Consider the following 21,796-nt stretch of genomic DNA (forward strand, 5'->3'; position numbering starts at 1 on the left):
GGCCAGTCTCCTTATTTTGATTGTGCCGGCGTTTCCTGGCGCAGGGGCAGGCGGCATTCCATGGTCAGGCCGGCGGGGCCATTTTCCACGATATCCAGCTCCCCGCCAAAACCCTCGACAATGTTCCGGCTCATCGACAGGCCCAGCCCCAGGCCGGCCTGCTTGCTGGTATAGAACGGCGTAAAAACCTTGCGTTGCGCCTCCTGATCCAGGCCCGGGCCCTGGTCGCGCACCCGCACGCGCAGGTAGCCGTCCTGGTGGCAGGCCGAGGCATCCACGACGACCCTGGAGGCCTGGCCGGGATGCCGTTCGCGGTTGGCGTCGATGGCATTGCGCAGCAGGTTCAACAGGACTTGCTGCAACAGCACGCGGTCGGCATAAACCGATGGCAGGCCTGCCGTGGGTATGGCGTCTATGATGACCTGATGCTGGTCGGCTTCCCAGGCGCACAGGTGGATGGCTTCCTGCACGACGTCGCCCACGTCCATGGCCTGCACGCGGCGCTGGTCTTTGCGCAGAAAAGCGCGCAGGCGCCGGATGACGGCCGAGGCATGCGCCGCATGTTCACTGATGCGCGCCAGCCCTTGCTGGACGCGATTGGCCGCCTGGGGGTTGCTGCCCAGCCCCCGCAAGTAGTTCTGGCAGGCGCCGGCATAGTTCATGACCGCCGCCAGCGGCTGGTTGATTTCGTGGGCGATGCCAGACGCCAGTTCCCCCAGCGTGATCAGCCTGCTGGTATGGGCCAGCTCGTCTTCCAGGCGGCGCTTGTTGGCTTCCGCCTGAACCCGCGCCGTGATGTCGCGCAATACGCTGATGGTTTCGACGACTGCGCCGGTATAGGTATCGCGGATGGCGCGGCTGGCCGTTTCGAACCAGAGGTAATGGCCGTTGCGGTGGCGCAGCCGGTAAGTCATTGTGTGGTAGCCGTCATCGACCAGGGCAGCCTGGCCCAGATCGAACGGCAGGCCTGCGTCCTGCGGATGCAGCAGTTCCCGCAGGTTGCGGCCGCGCAGTTCTTCTGGCCAATAGCCCAGTAGCGTCCAGGAGGCGGGCGATGCATCCAGGAACGCGCCTTCCGGGTCGTGGCGGGCGATCAGGTCGGTCGTGTTCTCGGTGATGAGGCGGTACAGCCTGCGGGAACGCGCGGCTTCGCGTGCTTCCCGGCGTTCCTGCGTGGCATCCCGGCCGCGCGCCAGCACAAGGCCGTTGGCGCGGTCGGGAATGAAACTCCATAGCAGCAGCCGGTCTCCCATGCTGGCTTCCTGGTGCTCGATGGCGCGGCCTTGTGCCAGGCAGGCGCGCACGATGTGCGCATAGTTGACCGGCAGGCAACGCGCAAAGCCGGACAGGGGGGCCTCGCCCAGCAAGGCCAGCAAGGCCGGGTTCATAGCATGCAATCCTGCATCGCCGTCCAGCAGCAGGGAGGGGCGAGGGTCTGTTGCCAGCAACGGTGGGCCCTGGGGAGTGGCAGGTTCCTGTATCAGTGCCAGCAGGGCGTCATGCATCCAGGCCAGCCAGTCGCTGCGCTCGGTGCCGTCCAGCTCTACCAGCAACAGGCCCGGCGTGCCGGCTTCCAGCGGCAGGCTCAGCGCCAGGCCATGCTCCATGCCTGCGCGGCGCAGCCGGCCCGCCAGCCAGCAGGGCAGTTCGCGCAGCGCGGCCAGCGTCAGGCGCGGCGTGTGCTGCATGGTGGCATGCAGTGTCTGATCGCTCGCCGCCAGGGGGTCGCCCTGGCCGGGGGGGAGATGGTGGTCGCCGATCTGCAGGTAAGTCCGTGATTGCGTCTGCCAGGCCAGGTAGAACACGCGTCCTATGCCGCCGCATTGGCGCAGCGAACGCGCCAGCAGCTCGGCCTTCATGGCCAGCGGCGCCGCCTGCCGCTGCAATTGCAGCCAACTGGACAGATTCACGGCCGAGGAGATATTTGCCGGTGAAGCCATAGGGTGTGTCGCAACAGGGAGTGTCTCCGAATATGGTAGTTCTTCCATATTGTTTTTATTTTTTCAGGTTTATATGGTTATTGTTCTATATGGCGTTGGTACTAATATCATATATCTTTGCAGGGGTATATAAACTTTTCCAGAACTAGCGGCAATGGCAAAACCATGTTGGCGGCAGCCGCCACCCTGTTTTCCCTGGAGGAGTTAAGCATGTCGATTTTCGAGGATGGCCTTGCCCCGCATCCGGTCAACCATATCGCACTCACGCCGCTGAATTTCATCGAACGGACCGCGAGCATCTATCCGGGATACCCGGCTGTCGTGCACGGCGCCATACGCCGGAACTGGGCCGAAACCTATGCGCGTTGCCGACGCCTGGCATCGGCCCTGGCCGGGCGCGGCGTGGGGCAGGGCGATACGGTGGCCGTCATGCTGCCCAACATTCCTGCCATGCTGGAAGCGCATTTCGGCGTGCCGATGATAGGCGCGGTGCTCAATACCCTGAACGTGCGCCTGGACGCGGAGAGCATTGCATTCATGCTGCAACATGGCGAAGCCAGGGTGCTGATTGCGGACCGGGAATACCACGAGGTGGTGCATGCCGCGCTGGGTATGCTGGCACCCGCCCAGCGCCCGCTGGTGATCGATGTGGATGATCCGGAGTATGGCGAAGGCCAGCCGGTCAGCAACCTGGATTATGAAGCGCTGCTTGCCGAGGGCGACCCGGCATTCGAATGGCAGTGGCCGCAGGACGAATGGCAGGCGATCTCGCTTAACTACACCTCTGGTACCACTGGCAACCCCAAGGGCGTGGTCTATCACCACCGGGGGGCCTTCCTCAATGCCATGGGCAACCAGATGACCTGGAGCCTGGGCAACCATCCCGTCTATCTGTGGACCCTGCCGATGTTCCACTGTAACGGCTGGTGCTATCCCTGGACGATCACCGCGCTGGCCGGAACCCACGTGTTTCTGCGTCGCGTGGATCCGCAGAAGATACTGACGCTGATCCGAGACGAACAGGTAAGCCATCTTTGCGGTGCGCCCATTATCCTCAATGCGCTGGTGAACATGCCGGATTCCGCCAAGGCGGCCATCGACCATCCGGTGAAAGCCATGGTGGCGGGTGCTGCGCCCCCGGCCAAAGTCATAGGTGCAGTGGAGGAAATGGGTATCAGCGTGACCCATGTGTACGGGTTGACGGAAGTCTACGGCCCTGTGGTGGTCTGCGCCTGGCACGAGGCCTGGGATGAATTGCCGCTGGAGCAGCGCGCGGTCATCAAGGCGCGCCAGGGCGTGCGCTATCCCACCATGGAAGGCGTCATGGTGGCCGACCCCAAGACTTTGGCGCCCACGCCACGGGATGGCCAGACTATGGGCGAGATTTTCATGCGCGGCAATACCGTGATGAAAGGCTATCTGAAGAATCCGACCGCCACGGCGGAGGCCTTCACCGGCGGCTGGTTCCATACCGGAGACCTGGCGGTCTGGCATCCGGATGGCTACGTGGAAATTCGGGACCGGCTCAAGGACATCATTATTTCCGGCGGCGAGAATATTTCCACTATCGAAGTGGAAGGCGTCCTGTATCGTCATCCGGCCGTGCTGGAAGCTGCAGTCGTAGCGCGGCCGGACGACAAATGGGGAGAAACGCCGTGCGCGTTCGTGACGCTCAAGCCCAATCATGACGGGGTGACGGAAAGCGAACTGATCGCGTTCTGCCGCGAGCACCTGGCCGGCTTCAAGGTACCCCGAACCGTGGTGTTTTCCGAGTTGCCCAAGACATCCACCGGGAAAATACAGAAGTTTGTTCTCAGCGGCCGAGCCAGGACGCTGTAGCACGCCATCCCGCGGATGCCTGGCCTTGTTGCCTGGAAAAAAAAGCATGGCGGTCGCAAGACCGCCATGCTTTTTCGTTGCTTGGGCGTCTTGCCGGCAAGGCAGGGCATGCATGCCCTCTGTGCCGGCAAGACGCCTGCGGCCAGGCGCTACAGCCAGCCTGTCATGCGCGGCAGCCAGAGCGTGATTTCCGGGATGAAGGTGATCATCATCAGGAAGATCAGCCCAGTGACCAACCACGGGAACGTGGCCTTGGTCACGTCCGTCAGGCCCAGCTTGGAAATACTGGACGCCACATACAGATTGAGGCCGACTGGCGGCGTCGCCAGGCCGATTTCCATGTTCACCACCAGGATGATGCCGAAGTGCACCGGGTCGATGCCCAGCTTCATGGCGACGGGGAACAGGATAGGCGCCATGATCAGCACCAGGCCGGAAGGCTCCATCACCATGCCGATGATGAGCAGCAGCACGTTGACGAACAGCAGGAAAGCGACGATACCCAGGCCCTGCTCAACGATCCAGGCCGCAATATTCTGCGGGATCTGTTCCGAGGTCAGGATGAAGGCGAACATCACGGCATTGGTGATGATATAGAGCAGCATCGCGCTCATGCCCGCCGATTCCAGGATGATGCGCTTGAGGTCACGCCATTTGATGTCCTTGTAGACGAACATGGCGATGACGAAGGCATAGACCGCGCTCATGGCGGCGGCTTCGGTCGGGGTGAATACGCCCGTATAAATGCCGCCCATGACGATGACGACCAGCATCAGGCCCCAGATCGAATCGCGGAAAGCAACCCAGCGTTCTTTCCAGCTGGCCTTTTCCTGACGCGGGTACTTGTACTTCCAGGCGCGGTACATGGTCGTGATGCCCAGCATCAGCGCCAGCAACAGGCCGGGAATCACGCCGGCGATGAAGAGCTGGCCGATAGAGGCCGATGCGATGCGCGCGCCGTCCGGACCCTCGACCATCATGCCGCTGGTGGCAACCGCGTACATCACCATCACGATGGAGGGCGGCAGCAGGATGCCCAGGCCGCCGGAAGTGGCAACGATGCCGGTACCGAATTGGGCCGGGAAGCCTTGCTTGACCATGGCCGGCATGATGATGGAGCCGATGGCTGCGACGGTGGCCGGCGACGAGCCGGAGATGGACGCGAACAGGGCGCAGGCCAGCACGGCTGCGAGGCCCAGGCCGCCGGGCAGGTGGCCGACCATGGCGGTGGCGAAGCGTATCATCCGTTTCGCCACCCCGCCGTGCGTCAGGAAACTGCCGGCCAGGATGAAGAACGGGATCGCCATGATCTCGAACTTCTCTATGCCTGTGAACAGCTTGAGCGCAATGCTGTCCATGGGCACGTTGGTCATGGTGAACAGGAAAGTGATCACCGTCAGGCCGAGCGCGATGGACACCGGCATGCCGGTGAGCAGCAGGACGATCAGCAGCGCGAAAATAATGAAGGTGGTCATGCTGCGGCTCCTTCGGGGCTATCTTGCTCGTCGTCGTGGCCAGGCACGTGGTGCGGCAGCTGGCCGGTGCGCAGGTAGTTGTAGAGCGCCTGCAGGAAGCGGAAGCACATCAGCGACGAACCCAGGGGCACGGCGAGGTAAACAATCCACATAGGGACTTCCAGGTCGGCCGAGACCTGATTGGTGTGGCCGATATCCCAGGTGAAGCTGGCGCCGATCCAGGCGACGATGAAAGTGAAGAGCGCGCCCGACAGCAGGGCGATGACGGTCAGCGTCTTGCGCATGGGTTCGGAAACCTTGGTGACCAGCACATCGACGCCCACGTGGATGCCCAGGCGTACGCCGTAGGCAGCGCCGAACTTGGCCATCCAGACGAACAGATAGATGCAGAGCTCCTGGGCCCACAGCAGGTTGATGTTGGTCAGCGAACGGTACAGGGAACGGGCATTGGCCATCAGGGAGGGGTAGTCGTTGACGCGCGCCCAGGCCACGACATCGGCGACCAGGCCGACGGAGTAGCGCTGGCAGACAGCGACGAAGATGATGAGCACGGCGGCCACCATCAGGAACGACACGAAAGTTTCTTCGAAACGGTCGAGTAGACGTAGGAACATGGAAAACTCCCAGGGAACCTGGAATCAAAGCGCCGGGTGTCCCCGGCGCATTCAGATGACGGCTGGCCGGGAGGGCCAGCCTTCCTGAGAAAAAATCAGCGGCCCAGGGCCTTGTAGGTGGCTTCCAGCGTGTCCTTGCCCACGCGCGATTCCATTTCCTTGTGCACCGGCAGCAGAGTGTCGATCCATTGTTGGCGCTCTTCGGCGGTGGGCTCGTAGAACGTGGTTTTGCCGGAGGCCTTCATCGCCGCCAGGGAATCGTCGTTTTCCTTCTGGGCGATATCGTTGGCGTAGGTCGTGGCTTCGCTCATGGCGCGCTCGAGTTGCTCACGCACATCGGCGGGCAGGCCGTCCCAGAATTTCTTGTTGACGATCACCGCATAGCCCAGGTACCCGTGGTCGGACAACGTGGCATGCTTCTGCACTTCGTGCATTTTCTGGGTGTACATGTTCGACGGCGGGTTTTCCGTGCCATCGACCACGCCGGTCTGCAGCGCCTGGTAGACCTCGGAGAAGGCCATGACCTGGGGCACGGCGTCCAACGCCTTCATCTGGGCTTCCAGCACCTTGGAGGACTGGATACGCAGCTTCAGGCCCAGGAAATCGTCCGGCGTGTGAATGGGCGTGTTGGCGCTCATGACCTTGAAGCCGTTATCCCAGTAGGCCAGGCCAGTGATGCCCTTGGGCTCCAATTTGGCCAGCAGGCTCTTGCCGACGTCACCATCGGTGATCTTGCGCAGGTCATCCTTGCTCTGGAAGATGTAGGGCAGATCGAAAATTTCGAATTCGCGCACGCCCAGCGGGCCGAACTTCGCCAGCGAGGGCGCCAGCATCTGCACTGCGCCCAGTTGCAGGGCTTCCAGTTCTTCCTTGTCCTTGTAGAGCTGGGAGTTGGGATAGACTTCGACCTTTACTTTTCCATCCGTGTACTGTTCCGCCAACTCCTTGAAACGTTCCGCGCCCTTGCCCTTGGGCGTGTCGGGCGCCACGACGTGGCTGAACTTGATGGTGATGGGGGCCTGGGCATAAGCCCCGGCGCTGGCGAACATCATAGCGGCGGCGAACGCCATGGAAAGGCGAATTTTCATTGTTTCCTCCTTGGTTATTGTTCCCTGTGACGGGTTTCCCTGAATTTATCTTTTGAAACAAACGGGGATAGTGGGGGAGAATAAAAGGATCATTTCCCGGTCGCTATTGTGGATTTCCGAAGTGTCTAAAGAAGACCCCCTGTTTCCTTCGCAGTCTGGCGGGCTGTGGCGGCGGCCCCTGGACGGGCTGGCGTCGGCGGCGCCGCTGGTTGCCATCCTGATGATCAGCGTGCTGATCGGGCTTTTTCTGTGGATGACGGAAAAAGAACGGCGCCAGGAACTGCATGTGAATCTCTTGCGAGACACTCTGTGGGTAGAGCAGGCGCTGCGGTTCCAGCTGGGCACGCATCAGGATAATCTGCTGCGCCTTGCGGCGGACCTGGCCGTGCAGCCGCAGGCCATCGACAAGGACTCCCTGTCGCGCATGCGTCACCTGGTTGCCAATCACGCGGAACTGCTGCAGATTACCTGGTTCGATGAGCAAGGTGAGGTTCGTGCGGCCGTGCCGCCTCATGGCCTGGCCGATGCCGGGGCGGCCCTGGACCGGCCGCCGCGTGACGCCTGGTCCTTGCTGGGCGTGGCGTCACCGGCCTGGAGTCCGCCCCGCAAGCAGGAGGGCAGGTTGCTGTCTTTCCTGCGCTTGCCGGTCAATCGCGAAGATGGCAGCACTGGGCTGCTTGAAGCCACGCTGGCGCTCGATGAGCTGTTGGCCACGCAAGTGCCCTGGTGGATCGCCGAGCATTATCAGGTATCCCTGACGGGACTGGATGGTGAACCCCTCGTCAAGAAATCCAATGCGGTTGGCGAGCCGACTGGCAGCCAGCAGCATTCGATGTCCTTCGACCCGCCGTTCCATGGCATTTTCCTCACCTTGGCGCCTTACCGGGCGCCCCGCAATCCGCTGCATATGCTGTTGATTGCCGGTATTGTCGGGCTGGCTTTGCTGACAGTCGTGAACCTGGGCTTGCTGGCGCTGCATTTCAAGCGGCGGCGCCAGGCCGAGCAGGCCTTGCGCAATGAACAGCTGTTCCGGCAGGCCATGCAGGACTCTGTGACCGTCGGCCTGCGGGCGCGTGCGCTCGATGGCAAGTTGCTGTTCGCCAACCCGGCGTTTTGCCGCATGGTTGGCTGGCCCGCCGAGGAAATCATAGGCATGATGCCGCCCATGCCTTGGTGGCGTCCGGACATGCTCAATGAAATCCAGCAGCGCCACCTGGCGCAGCACAGCGTGCCCAGGGCGCACAGTTTCGAGACAGTGTTTCAGCGCCGCGACGGCGTGTCCATTCAGGTGATGGTTTATGAAGCCCCCCTGATCGACGACAAAGGAGTGCACGTGGGCTGGATGGCCTCCATCCTTGATATTTCCGACCGGCGTCAGGCGGAGGCCCAGGCCAGCCGCCAGGCGGACCGCCTACAGCAGACCGGCCGCCTGATCACCATGGGTGAAATGGCATCGACGCTGGCGCATGAACTGAACCAGCCGCTGGCGGCCATCGCAAGCTACTGCGCCAGTTGCCAGAACCTGCTGGCCAAGGGAGGGGCTGACCGCCAGGTACTGGCCACTTTGCTGGAAAACCTGGCGGCGCAGAACCGTCGGGCCGGCTTGATCATCCGACGTATCCATGACTTCGTGCGCAAGCGCGAGCCGGTACGCGAACAGGGTGACCTGGCACGGCTGGTCCGCGACACCGTCGGCTTTGCCGAGGCCGATGCCAGGCGCCAGGGCGTGCTGCTGCGCTGCCAGCCGGCGCCGGTGGCGAGCATGCCAGTGCGGGTGGACCCGGTCCTGATCGAGCAGGTGCTGCTGAACCTGATCCGCAATGCAATCGAGGCGACGCTGGAAAACGGCGTGCCGGATGGCGTGGTCGATATTGGCCTGGAGTACCAGGACGACTGTTGTATCGTATCGGTCGCAGACCACGGCGCTGGCGTTGCCCCTGAAATGATGGAAAGAATTTTCACGCCGTTTGCAACAACCAAGAAGGCAGGCATGGGGATGGGGCTGAATATCTGCCGCTCCATCCTGGAACAACATCATGGCCAGCTCTGGTTCGAGGCCCGGGCTGGCGGTGGCGCGGTATTCCTGTTTTCCCTGCCTGCATGGCATGGTGCAGAAGGTGCATCCGCAACACTGGCGGAGCAGGACGCCGGCGGCAACAGCGACACAAGGGACGATAGGGATGAGTGAAGTCAGGGGGCAGGACAAGGGCATGCGGGAAGAGCCAGGCGGCACAACCGTCCCGACACCCCAGCCAGAGGATAAGGACGTGCTGGTACATATCGTGGACGATGATGCGGCCATCAGGGATTCGCTGGCCTGGCTGTTCTATTCGCGCGGCATCGCGACGCAGACATGGAGCTCGGGCGAATCTTTCCTGGAAGCGTGGTCCGCGGCGCTGGAGGGCTGTATCCTGCTGGACATTCGCATGCAGAACATGTCGGGCCTGGAAATGTTTGACCATCTCCAGGCCCGTGGCGCCTTGCAGCCCGTGGTGTTCCTGACCGGCCATGGCGACTTGCCCATGGCCGTGGATGCGCTCAAGCGAGGTGCCGTCGATTTCATCGAAAAGCCGTTCAATGATAACGATCTGGTTGACCGCGTGCTGGACGCCATCAGGCATGGCCGGCGCCAGCGCGAGCAACGCCTGCGCACCCTGGACCGCGACCAGAAGGTCGCTACCTTGTCCATGCGTGAACGGGAAGTGCTGGAGAAAATCCTGGCCGGCCTGCTCAACAAGCAGGTCGCGGATGAGCTGGGCGTCTCCATGCGCACGGTGGAAGTGCATCGCGCCCGCATTCTGGAAAAAATGGGTGCACGCAATGTCGTGGAACTGGCCCGCCTGTTTGGTGCCGACGATTGGCAGGACCGGGAGGCTGGCGCATGACACGTATCAATTGCGTACCGGTGGAAGAACTCAGCCAGCAGCACCTGGTAGCCGAATACCGCGAACTGCCCCGGGTCTTCGGCCTGGCGCGCAAGGCGCGCGAGCGGGGCGACCCACGGCGCCAGGACCAGTATGTACTGGGGACCGGCCATGTGCTGTTCTTCTACCGCCGCCTGGGTTACCTGGCAGATCGCTACGATGCCTTGGTGCGTGAAATGCAGGCGCGTGGCTACAAGCCCAACTTCACTGCCAGCCTGCGTGAGGCGCATGCGGATATTCCCGCCGATTGCTGGGGCAACTGGACCCCCGATGCCGAGGCGCTGGCATTGAATCGTCAGCGTATCAAGGAGCGCGGCGGCTGAGAGCGCGGTTGCCATGGCCAGGCGTCGTACTTGCGGTATCGCGCCTGGCACTGGTCCATATGCGTAGCGGCGTGGCTTTCGCTTTGGCGGAATGTGAAACTTGGTGAATGCTGCTTGCCCCCGAGTGACAGCATCCGTGCATATCAGGTTATCCTTGAACGGCTTATCTGCTGCCGGCGAGCAATCCGCCCGCTGGCCCCACTGGCTAAGGAGATCCACGCTATGAAACAAGGTCATAACGGTAAACTCGCTGCCGCAGCGCTCGCTGCGATCCTGCTGGCTGGCTGCGCGTCACAGCAGCAGAACAATACGCTGCTGGGCAGTGGTGCAGGTGCCGCATTGGGCGCCGGCGTCGGCGCGCTGATCGGCGACAGCAGCAAGGCTGCGCTGATCGGCGCCGGTATCGGTGCCGTGGCAGGCGGCGTGGTGGGCTACAACTGGGGGGGCATCAAGCAGGACGTCGAGCAGTCGGGCGCCACCGGCCTGGGTATTGATGTTACCGAGCAGCCCAATGGCACCTTGAAGGTCAATATTCCCGCCAGCGCCGGCTTTACGTCCAGCAGCGCGGCCCTGCAGCCTGCCTTGCTGCCGGTGCTCGACAGCGTCGCCCGTGCGCTGGTTCAACATCCGGAAGTGCGCGCCAAGGTCATCGGCAATACGGACAACACCGGTTCCGCCGCCTATAACCAGAAGCTGTCGGTGGAACGTGCCCAGAGCGTTTCGACCTATTTGCAGCAACGTGGCGTGGCGCCGGGCGATCTCACCATCGAAGGCCGTGGCTTCAGCGACCCGGTCGCCAGCAATGACACGGCAGAAGGCCGCGCTGCGAACCGCCGCGTGGAAATCTACCTGTACGCCGTGCAGCAATAAATCGGCGCGCTGGCCTGGGCATATTCGGGTTGGCGTGGGAAAATCATGGGAAACGGCCCTTGCAGGGCCGTTTTTTTGCCCGACTTCAAGACAAGAACGTCCCCTTGGGGGGCAGCAAGCCGAAGGCGCAGTGTGGGGGCTCTGTGCTGCGTCGTTCGTGCGTCGCCGGTTGCGCGGCTTTGCCTGTATCACAACAGGCCTTAATCGTGGTGGTCCTGCGCGGCGAGCTTCATGCCGTTTTCGCGCATCCAGCCGGCCAGGGAGTCCAGCGTGGGGCGCAGCGACAGGCCTAGTTCGGTAATGCTGTATTCGACCCGGGGCGGCACTTCGGCATAAATACGACGGCTTACCAGGCCTCGTTGTTCGAACAAGCGCAATTGCCGGGTCAGTTCCTTCTGGGTGATGGGGGCCACGGCTCGTTGCAGTTCGCTGAAGCGGACTGCGCCGCCGATGATGATGAGCCGGTAGAGGATGGGAATGGCCCATTTGCCGGAGACCAGCTTGACGAAACTCACCATGGGGCAGGGAGCTGGCAAGCCATCGCTGGCAGCCTTCGCTGGCGTGCGGATTTCTGGGTTCATGGGCATGGCGAATGTTCCATAAGTAGCTGGTTGGCATTTTAGTATCAAATTGGTGCCTACTATGAAAAGGATACTATAGAAGGAAAAATAGGCCTTCCACTCTTTGAAAAAGGAAGCGCAAATGAATAGGCTGCAAGGGAAATATGCCCTGATCACCGGGGGCAGCAGCGGTATCGGCCTGGAAACGGCAAGACAGTTCATGGCCGAAGGCGCGCAGGTTGCCATTACCGGGCGTAACGCCCAGGCGCTGGCACAGGCGCAGCAGGTGTTGGGAGAAGAGGTGTTGGCGCTGGTTTCCGACGCAGGGGACGTCCGCAGCCAGCAGGCGCTGGCAGGCATCCTGGCGCAGCACTGGCCGCGTCTGGATGTGGTCTACGCCAACGCAGGGGACGTCACTCACCGGCCGCTGGCGGATTGGGATGAGACGGCTTGGGAGCGCCTGATGGCGACCAATCTCAAGGGGCCGTTTTTCCTGATTCAGGCTTTGCTGCCTCTGCTGGCCGATCCGGCTTCCGTCATCCTGTGCGGCTCGACCAGTGCTCATATCGGTTTGCCGCAAAGCAGCGCGTACGCTGCCAGCAAGGCCGGCCTGTTGTCCTTGGCCCGCACGCTTTCGGCGGAGCTGGCGCCGCGCGGTATCCGGGTAAACGGGCTGAGCCCGGGGCCGACGGAAACCCCGGCGCTGGGAAAACTGGGGCTTTCCGCCGAGCAGCAAAGCGCGATGCAGGAAGAGATCCGGCGGCTGGTGCCCATCGGCCGCATGGGCACGCCCTGGGAGTTGGCGCAGGCGGCAGTGTTCCTGGCAGCCGATGAATCGCGCTTTATGGTCGGGACCGAATTGTTGGTCGATGGCGGGGTGGCGAACCTGTAGTCCAGGCAAGCCGGCGATACCGGGCTGTGTCGTCCTCGACCGGCGGCGCCCCGGCTGACATGGGTTCAGTGCGCCAGGAATACCATGATCATGAAGGGCGCAAGCACGGTCAGGATGAAACCGCTCACCAGTGCCAGGGGAACAATATCCGGCGCGCAGGTCTGCTTGACGATGGGCAAGGTGGTGTCCAGGGCGGTAGCGCCCGCGCTGCCGACGGCGGGCAGCGGATAATGCATGCCGGCCATATAGAGGATGACAATGGCCAGCAGCTCACGCAGCAAGTCGGTCATCAGGGCGATGGTGCCGTAGTTCTGGCCCAGGGCCTCGCCAATCATGACGCTGGACAGCGAAAACCAGCCGAAGCCCGACGCCAGCGCAAGCGCGACCTGAAGATTTTCACCGGTCGCCCAGGCGGCAGCGCAGGCGCCCAGCAACGAGCCGAGCACGACCAGCAGCGGGATGGCGAAGGCCTTGAATGACCAAAGCCGGCCTTTCAGGTCGACCTGACCCAGGTCGATGCCGACCAGTACGATCAGAACCAACAGCAGCGTCCAGCTCGATGGCAACGGATGGGCGTGCGCAATGCTGGCGGGCATCCAGGTAAAGGCCAGCCCCCCGAGCACCACCATGGACAAGGCAATGCCGCATTCTTTCACTGGTTGCCAGAACGTGGCGGTATTGGCTTCGCGGCGCGGCGCCGTTGCGCTGCCTCGGGTGCGCCGTATCAGCAGCCAGATCAGCAGGCATGGCACCAGGGTGGTGAACAAGGCCAGTACGCCGGCTGTGTAGAGCGCGCTGCCCAGCGCTTCGGCCGACGAGAGCACGGCGCCGAATTCCATGCCGATCAGAAACAGCAGCAGCCAGACCAGCGGGCCGATCAACCGTATCAGCCAGTGCCGCAGCGTGCGCGGCAAGACATGGCTGGCGGCCCAGCCGCCGGCGAGCGCGCCGACAATCGGCATCAGAGAGGAGAGGGCGGTCATGGCAGGGCCGCCGTGGAAGGGGATGTAGCCATCTGGCCGGTTGTGGCATGCGATAAAGCCGTTGGCTCGGACACGGTAGCGTGTGGGCGGGCAGCAGCAGTCAGGCGGAAGTCGAAAGTCAGTACAGGCAAGGTAGCAGAATGGCGGATAAGGCCAGCGCAAATGTGGCGGGCCATCAAAATAACAGAAGAAAAAGACAGGCGTGAGTACGTCAGGCCTCAGCCAGGCGCAAGCGGTGACAAGCGATGCATGAACGGCGCTCCGGTGCAGGTAAAAAGGCCGGTGCGGCCAGCAATGCAGGCAACGGCGGCGGGCAACAACCGGTGGGGGCATTTTTTAGGGACGCTTGCCGCCGCACCGGTCAGGCAGCGCGGGATTATTCCAGATTGGCGGCCTGTTCGCGCAGTTGTTCGATCAGCAGTTTCAGGTCCATTGCGGCCTGCGTCACGCTGATGTCGCCGGCCTTGGAACCCAGGGTATTGGCTTCGCGGTTCATTTCCTGGAACAGGAAGTCCAGGCGCTTGCCCAGGCTGCCACGCTTGGTGCTGGCATCCTGGCGGCCGGAAAGCATTTCTTCCAGTTCCGCCAGATGGGTTTTCAGGCGGGCAAGTTCTTCGGCCACGTCCACGCGCAGGCTGAACAACGTGGTTTCCTGCGCCAGGCGTTCGCTGAGTTCGGTGCCGCTGATCTGCGCGAAGCCGCCGGGCGCGGCTTGTTCCAGGGTTTCGCGCAGCTTGTCGGCTAGGCGTTGGCGATAGTGCTCGAGGATGGCCGGCATGGCAGCTTCGACCTGCGCGACGCTGGCGCGGATGGCGGCGGCATTCTGCTGCATGATCGCACGCAGGCGTTTGCCTTCGCGCTGGCGGTTCTGGCTCAGTTGGGCCAGGGCGTCGGCCGCAGCGGCCAGCGCGGCGGCAGGCCAGTCCTGTTCGTCCGGGGCGGCGGGCGCCTGCAATTGATTCTGCAGCGCGTACAGATCATTGAGGCCCGGTTCGCGCAGGTTGGGGAAGTATTCCCGCGCCAGCGCCTGCTGGGTTGCTGCCTGGGCCAGGAAATCCGGGTCCAGTGCGCTGCTGCGGCTGGTGCTGCGGCGGGCGTAGGCCACGCGGATTTCGACCTTGCCACGCTGCAATGCCTTGCCTATCTGTTCGCGCAGCGGCGCTTCTATCTGGCGCAATTCGTCCGGCATGCGGAAATGCAGGTCGAGAAAACGGCTGTTGACGCTGCGGAGTTCGACCGACAGGGTGGCGGTGCTGGCTTCGGCGGTAGCGCTGCCGAAGGCGGTCATACTTTGGATCATGCGGGACTACCTTGAAAAAATGCATGGCCTGTCGCACTGGCTGGGTGCCAGTGGCGGCAGGGGCTTCTACAATGTAGGGAATTCTATCTGTTGGAGTGTTCTGGTGTCAGAGATATCGTCTTCCCTGTTGGCGCGCCGTCCTGCTGGCCGCGAGGCAAACAGCCTGCGTCCGGTTTCGGTCGAGCGTGGTTTTTCTCCCTATGCGGAAGGCTCGGCGCTGATACGCATGGGCGGCACGCATGTATTGTGCACCGCCAGCGTCCTGGAAAAAGTGCCGCCCTTCCTGAAAGGGCAGGGGCGCGGCTGGGTGACGGCGGAATATGGCATGCTGCCCCGCGCGACCCATACGCGTGGCGACCGCGAGGCGGCGCGTGGCAAGCAAAGCGGCCGCACGCAGGAAATCCAGCGCCTCATCGGCCGCAGCCTGCGCGCCGTGTTTGATCTCGAAGCGCTGGGCGAACGCACGCTGCACCTGGATTGCGACGTGCTCCAGGCCGATGGCGGCACGCGTTGCGCCAGTATTACCGGTGCCTGGATCGCGGCTGCTGATGCGGTTGATTGGCTGTTGCGCGAAGGGCGTATCACGCGCCAGGCCGTAACCAGCCAGGTTGCTGCCGTTTCCGTCGGCCGGGTGGCGGGAGCCGCCTTGCTGGACCTCGATTATCCCGAAGACTCCGGCTGCGATGCCGATGTCAACGTCGTGATGACAGGCGCAGGCCATCTGGTCGAAGTGCAGGGCACGGCTGAACGCCAGGCGTTTGACCGGCGCGAATTCAACGAATTGCTGGACCTGGCCGAACTGGGTATCGGCCAGTTGTTCGACATCCAGCGCCAGTCGCGGAGCGCGGCATGAGCGCGGGCGCGAGTGAGCTGAATGTCCAGGCCCCGGCCGGGCTGGAACGCATCGTCCTGGCGTCCGGCAATGCCGGCAAGATCCGTGAGTTCCGCCGCTTGTTCGAAGCCTATGGCACGGAACTGGTGCCGCAGGGCGAATTGGGCGTGCCCGAAGCGCCCGAGCCGCATTGCACCTTCATCGAGAACGCCCTGGCCAAAGCGCGCCATGCCAGCAGACTGACCGGCCTGCCGGCGCTGGCGGATGATTCCGGCCTGTGCGTGCCGGCGCTGGATGGCGCGCCTGGCGTCTATTCGGCGCGCTATGCGCAAATGCAGGGTGGCGAGAAAAGCGATGCAGCCAACAATGCCTGCCTGGTTCAGGCATTGGCTGGTAAAGAAGACCGCCGGGCGTTTTACGTGGCTGTCCTGGTCCTGGTCAGGCATGCGGATGATCCGCATCCGCTGGTGGCCGATGGCGTGTGGCACGGCGAGGTCGTGGATAGTCCGCGTGGCGAGCACGGCTTCGGCTACGACCCGCATTTCTTTTTGCCGCAGGAAAACCTGACGGCAGCGGAAATGGCCCCCGAGCTGAAAAACCGTATCAGTCACCGGGCGCTGGCCTGGCAGGCGCTGGCGGCACGCCTGGCGCAGGCCTGAGCGGCAAGGGACTCCGGCTCTCCATGGCTACTGTCATTCCCATCATGCCTGCAGGCCTGTCGCGGCGCGAACTGCGGCAGGCGCAGGCGACCGTCCTGCAGGCCTTGCCGCCGCTGGCGCTCTATATTCACGTGCCGTGGTGCGTGCGCAAATGCCCGTACTGCGATTTCAATTCGCACAATGCTCCCGCCACGCTGCCCGAGGCCGAGTTCCTGGCCGCGCTGCGCAGCGACCTGGAACAGACCCTGCCTCAGGTCTGGGGACGCCAGGTCATTTCCGTATTCATCGGCGGCGGCACTCCCAGCCTGTTGTCGGCCGGCGCCGTCGATGAAATGCTGGGCATGGTGCGTGCCTACCTGAAATTGCTGCCGGATGCTGAAATCACAATGGAAGCGAATCCGGGCACGGTGGAGGCCGGGCGCTTCCAGGCCTATGCACGCAGCGGGGTGAACCGCCTGTCTCTCGGTGTGCAAAGTTTCGATGACGCCTGTTTGCGCGCCCTCGGGCGCATCCACGATGGCAGGCAGGCACGCGACGCGATTGCGCTGGCGCTGGATGCCGTGCCGCGCGTCAATCTGGACCTGATGTTTGCCTTGCCTGGCCAGGACGAAGCCGGTGCGCGCCGCGACATCGATACGGCGCTGTCTTTCGGCACGGGCCATTTGTCCCTGTATCACCTGACACTGGAACCGAATACCGTTTTCGCGAAGTATCCGCCGCCTTTGCCCGACGACGATGCCGCTGCGGCGATCCAGGAAATGCTGCAGCAGCGTGTGGCAGAGGCCGGCTACGAACAATATGAGGTTTCCGCCTATGCGCGGGCCGGGCAGCGTTGCCAGCACAATACCAACTATTGGGAATTCGGCGATTACCTGGGCATAGGGCCCGGCGCTCATGCCAAGATATCCTTCCATGACCGCATCCTGCGGGAAGCACGCACCCGCAGTCCTGAACAGTGGATGCAGCGTGCCCTGGCGGGTGACGGCTCCCATATCGCCAGCAGCGATGTCCTGACGCCTGCGGACCTGCCTTTCGAATTCATGCTCAATGCACTGCGCCTGCGCGCCGGGGTGCCCAGTGCGAGCTTCAGTGCGCGCACCGGTTTGCCCCTGGCGGCCATTCATGCGCAATTGCGGCGCGCCATGAACAAAGGTTTGCTGGATGCAGATCCAGCAGTATTGCGCGCTACCCCCCTGGGATGGCAGTTTTTGAACGATTTACTGGAAATGTTTTTGCCGGAGTGATCCAATCCGGTGCAGTGATCCATATTGGTGCCAGGATGGCACCAATATGGTGCATTAATATCTTACTTTCGTGTCCTGCCAGCCGGGGAAAAGCTGGCACGCTAATTGCTTGATAGGGAACGAACGCGCAGCGTGGCGGCGCGCGGTACTCACCTTACTGGAGATAACATGGCTACGCCTCAAGATGTGCTCAAGACTATTGCGGAAAACGACGTCAAGTTCGTGGACTTCCGCTTCACCGATACGCTGGGCAAGGAACAACACGTTTCGGTGCCGGCGCATCGTGTAGAAGAAGAAACCTTTGAAACCGGCCAGGCTTTCGACGGCTCGTCCATCGCCGGCTGGAAAGGTATCGAAGCCTCCGACATGGTGCTGATCCCGGATGCCTCCACTGCCCACCTCGATCCGTTCACGGAACAGTCGACACTGATCCTGACCTGCGACGTGATCGACCCGGCCGACATGAAGGGCTATGACCGCGACCCGCGTTCGCTGGCTCGCCGCGCCGAGGCCTACCTGAAGTCCAGCGGCCTGGGCGACACCGCCTATTTTGGCCCGGAACCCGAATTCTTCGTATTTGACGGCGTGTCCTGGGATGACGGCCCTTCGGGCGCGTTCTACAAGATCGCTTCCGACGAAGGCGCCTGGTCGCGTGCCAACGACGCCAGCAGCAATTCCGGCCATCGCCCGCGCGTGAAGGGCGGCTATTTCCCGGTTGCCCCGGTGGATTCCTTCAACGACATGCGCGCTGAAATGTGCTTGTTGATGGAAGAGCTGGGCGTGCCTGTCGAAGTGCACCACCATGAAGTGGCAGGCCCTGGCCAGCTGGAAATCGGCACCAAGTTCAGCACGCTGGTGCAGCGCGCCGACTGGACGCAGATCATGAAGTACGTCATTCACAACGTGGCGCACAACTACGGCAAGACGGCCACCTTCATGCCCAAGCCCATCGTTGGCGACAACGGTTCCGGCATGCACGTGCACCAGTCCATCTGGAAAGATGGCCAGAACCTGTTCTCGGGCAATGCCTACGCCGGCCTGTCGGAGTTTGCGCTGTACTACATCGGCGGCATTATCAAGCATGCCCGTGCGCTCAACGCCTTCACCAATCCCGGCACGAACTCGTACAAGCGCCTGGTTCCGCACTTCGAAGCACCGGTCAAACTGGCATATTCGGCCCGCAACCGTTCGGCCTCGATCCGCATTCCGTACGTGGCCAACCCCAAGGGCCGCCGCATCGAAGCGCGCTTCCCGGACCCTCTGGCCAACCCGTACCTGGCGTTTTCGGCACTGATGATGGCTGGCCTGGATGGCGTGCAGAACAAGATTCATCCTGGCGATCCCGCCGACAAGAACCTGTACGATCTGCCGCCGGAAGAAGATGCAAAGATCCCGACGGTGTGTTCGTCGCTGGAGCAAGCGCTGGAATCGCTGGATAACGATCGCGAGTTCCTGACCCGTGGCGGCGTATTCAGCAACGCAATGATCGACGCGTACCTGGGCCTGAAGCAAAACGAGGTCAATCGTCTGCGCATGGTGGCGCACCCGGTCGAATTCGATATGTACTACAGCCTTTAAAACCGGTCAGCGGCGTGCTTGCCACGCCGCTGCGCCACCGCCCCGGGAGCCGTCCATCATGAATCTCGACGCATTGGATCTGTTGGCCTGCTCGGTGCTGCTGGTTGACGAGCAGGGGCGGGTGGCGCACGCCAACAGCGCGGCCGAAGACGTATTCGGCCGTGCCCGCCGGCGCCTGGCAGGGGTTTCCGTTGAACGCCTTTTCGTGGAAGCGGCGGATATCCGTGCTGCCGTGGCTGCATCGCAGGCGGATGGTTTTGCCGACTTGCGCCTGCACCTGCAGGCGCGGCGCGGGCTGTCGGAGACTCCCGCAGTTGCAGTGACGGTCTTGACGCTGACGGCGCAAGCCTGGCCCACGCTTATTGAAGTGCGCGAGGTGACGCAGGCGCAGCTGGCCGACCGCAACAGCCAGATCTATGCCAGCCTGCAAGGGCAGCGCGAGCTGCTGCGCAACCTGGCGCATGAAATCAAGAATCCCCTGGGCGGATTGCGCGGAGCAGCGCAATTGCTGGAATCGGAACTGCCCGATCCTGCGCTCAAGGAATACACGCAAGTCATTATTTCCGAGGCAGACCGCCTGCAGGCGCTGGTCGACCGCCTGGCGGCTTCGCAGCGCATTGCGGCGGTGCGCAGGGCGCCGACCAATATTCACGAGGTCTGTGAACGTGTCTGCGCGCTGATCCGCGCGGAGTTTCGCGATGACGTCGTGCTGCAGCGGGATTACGACGCATCCGTGCCGGAAATCATGGCCGATGCCGAGCGCCTGATCCAGGCCTTGCTCAACGTCATGCGTAACGCAGCCCAGGCGCTGACGCAGCCCACCCGGACGCCCAATGCGCGCATTACCCTGCGCACCCGGGTCATGCGGCGCGTCATTATCGGCGGCAGGCAGGAGCGCATGGCCCTGGCGGTATCCGTCATCGACAACGGTCCTGGGGTACCGGAAGGTATCCAGGATCGCGTTTTCCACCCGTTGGTGACTGGACGCGCCAGCGGCACCGGCCTGGGCCTGAGTCTGGCGCAGGATTTTCTCCAGCAGCATGACGGTGTGATCGAGTTCCGTTCGGAACCTGGCAACACTGAATTCAGCCTGGTACTACCCATGGAGCTCGCTTGATGAAATCGGTTTGGATAGTTGATGATGACCAGGCCATCCGCTGGGTACTGGAAAAGGCGCTGGCGCGCGCCGGCGTTGCCACGCGCAGCTTTCCTGGTCCGGAAAAAGTGCTGCAGGCACTGGAGCAGGAACAGCCCGACGCGCTGGTGTCGGACATTCGTATGCCTGGCGGCGGCGGGCTGGAATTGCTGGGCGAGATCAAGGCACACTATCCGGCCTTGCCGGTGATCGTCATGACGGCCTACGCGGATCTGGAAAGCACGGTATCGGCCTTTCAGCATGGGGCTTTCGATTATCTGGCCAAGCCGTTCGACGTCAACGATGCCGTGGCCTTGATCCAGCGTGCCACCCAGGATGCCAGGCGCACGCCGCCTGCCCATGGCGAGGCCGCCACCATGCCGGTGGACCAGCGCGTCATGATGATGCGTTCCTCGTCCACGGCGATGCAGGAAGTCTTTCGCGCCATCGGCCGCCTGGCGCAATCTCGTGCCACCGTGCTGATCACTGGTGAATCCGGCACAGGCAAGGAGTTGATCGCGCGCGCTTTACACAGCCACGGTTCGCGGGCTTCCGCGCCCTTCATTGCACTGAATGCCGCCGCCATCCCGCGCGACTTGCTGGAAGCGGAATTGTTCGGGCACGAGCGTGGCGCGTTCACGGGTGCCAGCCAGTTGCGGCGCGGCCGTTTCGAGGAAGCAGACGGCGGCACTTTGTTCCTGGATGAAATTGGCGACATGCCGCTGGAGTTGCAGACGCGTCTGCTGCGGGTCCTGGCCGAAGGCAGCTTCTACCGTGTGGGCGGTTCCCAGCCTGTGATGGTGGATGTGCGCATCATCGCCGCCACGCACCAGCCGCTGGAGCAGCAGGTTGCCCAGGGGCGCTTCCGTGAAGATTTGTTCCATCGCCTCAATGTCATTCGCCTGCGCCTGCCGCCCCTGCGCGAGCGGCGGGAAGACATTCCGGCGCTGACCGAGCATTTCCTGGCGCAGAGCGCCCGCACGCTGGGAGTGGCGTCCAAAGCTCTGACGCCAGAGGCCATGCAGGCGTTTTGTCGCTTCGATTTCCCGGGCAATGTGCGCCAGCTGGAGAATTTTTGTCATTGGATTACCGTCATGGCACCTGGCCAGACGGTCGGGCTGAGCGATCTGCCGCCCGAAATCGCTGCGGCGCGGGTTCAGCAGCAGACATCCCCGGCGTCGGCGGGGATGCCAGGGCAGGCCTACGCCGGCGGTGGTAGCATGGCCGTTCCGGTGAGCGTGGTCGAAGGGCACGTGCCGGCGACCGATGAACTGATCCAGAACGAATGGCATGACAATCTGCGCCAGGATGTCAAGCGCAGGCTGGCTCGCGGGGAGTTCGACATCATGACGGTGCTGACGCGTCAGTTTGAAGAAATTCTCCTGCAGGCCGCGCTGGATGCGTGCCGTGGCCGCCGCATAGAAGCTGCTGCGCGGCTAGGCATCGGGCGCAATACGCTGACGCGCAAGCTCAAGGATTGGGAAGAAGACGACGGCGCCTGATGGCCAGCTTGGCTTGTCAGCGCGTCACGGCGGAATCA

Annotated in this window: 19 protein-coding genes; 12 read left to right on the top strand and 7 right to left on the bottom strand. The window is 62.8% G+C overall.

Features of this window, described 5'->3' with window-relative positions:
• Positions 1-11 precede the first annotated feature (11 nt).
• Positions 12-1,940, bottom strand: coding sequence for a sensor histidine kinase (locus tag EV679_RS09270; RefSeq protein ID WP_130487022.1), 1,929 nt, complete (start codon positions 1,938-1,940; stop codon positions 12-14).
• Between the two features lie 210 nt (positions 1,941-2,150).
• On the opposite strand from EV679_RS09270, the gene EV679_RS09275 reads away from it, so the two are divergent.
• Complete coding sequence (locus EV679_RS09275) at positions 2,151-3,779, top strand: acyl-CoA synthetase (RefSeq protein ID WP_127774151.1); 1,629 nt, start codon at positions 2,151-2,153, stop codon at positions 3,777-3,779.
• A 149-nt stretch (positions 3,780-3,928) separates the two neighbouring features.
• On the opposite strand, the gene EV679_RS09280 is transcribed toward EV679_RS09275, so the two are convergent.
• From EV679_RS09280 to EV679_RS09290, 3 genes are all read right to left on the bottom strand, one after another.
• The gene (locus tag EV679_RS09280) at positions 3,929-5,254 is read right to left on the bottom strand and encodes a TRAP transporter large permease (protein ID WP_130487023.1); all 1,326 of its coding nucleotides are present in this window, start codon (positions 5,252-5,254) and stop codon (positions 3,929-3,931) included.
• Positions 5,251-5,868: a TRAP transporter small permease gene (locus EV679_RS09285; RefSeq protein WP_068372435.1), complete on the bottom strand. Its 618-nt coding sequence runs from the start codon at positions 5,866-5,868 to the stop codon at positions 5,251-5,253. Before EV679_RS09285 ends, EV679_RS09280 begins: the two co-directional genes overlap by 4 nt.
• Positions 5,869-5,963: 95 nt before the next feature.
• A complete protein-coding gene (locus EV679_RS09290; protein WP_068372433.1) occupies positions 5,964-6,956 on the bottom strand; it encodes a TRAP transporter substrate-binding protein in 993 nt (330 codons plus the stop codon).
• A gap of 121 nt (positions 6,957-7,077) precedes the next feature.
• Here EV679_RS09290 and EV679_RS09295 point away from each other — a divergent pair, with 121 nt between their 5' ends.
• The 4 genes from EV679_RS09295 to EV679_RS09310 all read left to right on the top strand — a co-directional run bounded on the left by EV679_RS09295 (position 7,078) and on the right by EV679_RS09310 (position 11,073).
• On the top strand, positions 7,078-9,144 hold the full coding sequence (locus tag EV679_RS09295) for a sensor histidine kinase (RefSeq protein WP_130487024.1): 2,067 nt from the start codon (positions 7,078-7,080) through the stop codon (positions 9,142-9,144).
• A gap of 82 nt (positions 9,145-9,226) precedes the next feature.
• Entirely contained in the window at positions 9,227-9,841 is a 615-nt protein-coding gene (locus tag EV679_RS09300; protein WP_238591405.1) for a response regulator transcription factor, read from the top strand.
• Positions 9,838-10,203: a pyrimidine dimer DNA glycosylase/endonuclease V gene (locus EV679_RS09305; RefSeq protein ID WP_130487025.1), complete on the top strand. Its 366-nt coding sequence runs from the start codon at positions 9,838-9,840 to the stop codon at positions 10,201-10,203. Before EV679_RS09300 ends, EV679_RS09305 begins: the two co-directional genes overlap by 4 nt.
• Positions 10,204-10,425: 222 nt before the next feature.
• Positions 10,426-11,073, top strand: a complete 648-nt coding sequence (locus EV679_RS09310; RefSeq protein WP_068372424.1) for a YiaD family glycine zipper/OmpA-like lipoprotein — start codon at positions 10,426-10,428, stop codon at positions 11,071-11,073.
• Between the two features lie 200 nt (positions 11,074-11,273).
• Here the strand turns inward: EV679_RS09310 and EV679_RS09315 are convergent, their stop codons facing one another.
• Entirely contained in the window at positions 11,274-11,660 is a 387-nt protein-coding gene (locus EV679_RS09315) for a winged helix-turn-helix transcriptional regulator (RefSeq protein ID WP_068372420.1), read from the bottom strand.
• Between the two features lie 115 nt (positions 11,661-11,775).
• On the opposite strand from EV679_RS09315, the gene EV679_RS09320 reads away from it, so the two are divergent.
• The gene (locus EV679_RS09320) at positions 11,776-12,525 is read left to right on the top strand and encodes an SDR family oxidoreductase (RefSeq protein ID WP_130487026.1); all 750 of its coding nucleotides are present in this window, start codon (positions 11,776-11,778) and stop codon (positions 12,523-12,525) included.
• A gap of 65 nt (positions 12,526-12,590) precedes the next feature.
• On the opposite strand, the gene EV679_RS09325 is transcribed toward EV679_RS09320, so the two are convergent.
• Together EV679_RS09325 and EV679_RS09330 are read right to left on the bottom strand one after the other, a co-directional pair.
• A complete protein-coding gene (locus EV679_RS09325) occupies positions 12,591-13,508 on the bottom strand; it encodes a LysO family transporter (RefSeq protein WP_068372414.1) in 918 nt (305 codons plus the stop codon).
• Between the two features lie 376 nt (positions 13,509-13,884).
• Positions 13,885-14,808, bottom strand: coding sequence for a YicC/YloC family endoribonuclease (locus EV679_RS09330; protein WP_130487027.1), 924 nt, complete (start codon positions 14,806-14,808; stop codon positions 13,885-13,887).
• A gap of 112 nt (positions 14,809-14,920) precedes the next feature.
• Here EV679_RS09330 and rph point away from each other — a divergent pair, with 112 nt between their 5' ends.
• From rph to ntrC, 6 genes are all read left to right on the top strand, one after another.
• The gene (gene rph, locus EV679_RS09335; RefSeq protein ID WP_068372577.1) at positions 14,921-15,661 is read left to right on the top strand and encodes a ribonuclease PH; all 741 of its coding nucleotides are present in this window, start codon (positions 14,921-14,923) and stop codon (positions 15,659-15,661) included.
• Positions 15,658-16,299, top strand: a complete 642-nt coding sequence (rdgB, locus tag EV679_RS09340) for an RdgB/HAM1 family non-canonical purine NTP pyrophosphatase (RefSeq protein ID WP_130487028.1) — start codon at positions 15,658-15,660, stop codon at positions 16,297-16,299. The genes rph and rdgB overlap by 4 nt, the downstream gene beginning before the upstream one ends.
• 23 nt (positions 16,300-16,322) lie before the next feature.
• Positions 16,323-17,543 carry a radical SAM family heme chaperone HemW gene (gene hemW, locus EV679_RS09345; protein ID WP_130487029.1) on the top strand — a complete coding sequence of 407 codons (1,221 nt, stop codon included), beginning with the start codon at positions 16,323-16,325 and terminating at the stop codon, positions 17,541-17,543.
• 168 nt (positions 17,544-17,711) lie between these two features.
• The gene (gene glnA / locus EV679_RS09350; RefSeq protein ID WP_068372402.1) at positions 17,712-19,121 is read left to right on the top strand and encodes a type I glutamate--ammonia ligase; all 1,410 of its coding nucleotides are present in this window, start codon (positions 17,712-17,714) and stop codon (positions 19,119-19,121) included.
• A gap of 58 nt (positions 19,122-19,179) precedes the next feature.
• Positions 19,180-20,238: a nitrogen regulation protein NR(II) gene (glnL, locus tag EV679_RS09355; protein ID WP_130487030.1), complete on the top strand. Its 1,059-nt coding sequence runs from the start codon at positions 19,180-19,182 to the stop codon at positions 20,236-20,238.
• On the top strand, positions 20,238-21,758 hold the full coding sequence (gene ntrC, locus EV679_RS09360) for a nitrogen regulation protein NR(I) (RefSeq protein ID WP_130487112.1): 1,521 nt from the start codon (positions 20,238-20,240) through the stop codon (positions 21,756-21,758). Before glnL ends, ntrC begins: the two co-directional genes overlap by 1 nt.
• Positions 21,759-21,796 lie beyond the last annotated feature (38 nt).

Origin of the sequence: Kerstersia gyiorum (assembly GCF_004216755.1) — a bacterium.
In the GTDB taxonomy this organism is placed as follows: domain Bacteria; phylum Pseudomonadota; class Gammaproteobacteria; order Burkholderiales; family Burkholderiaceae_B; genus Kerstersia; species Kerstersia gyiorum.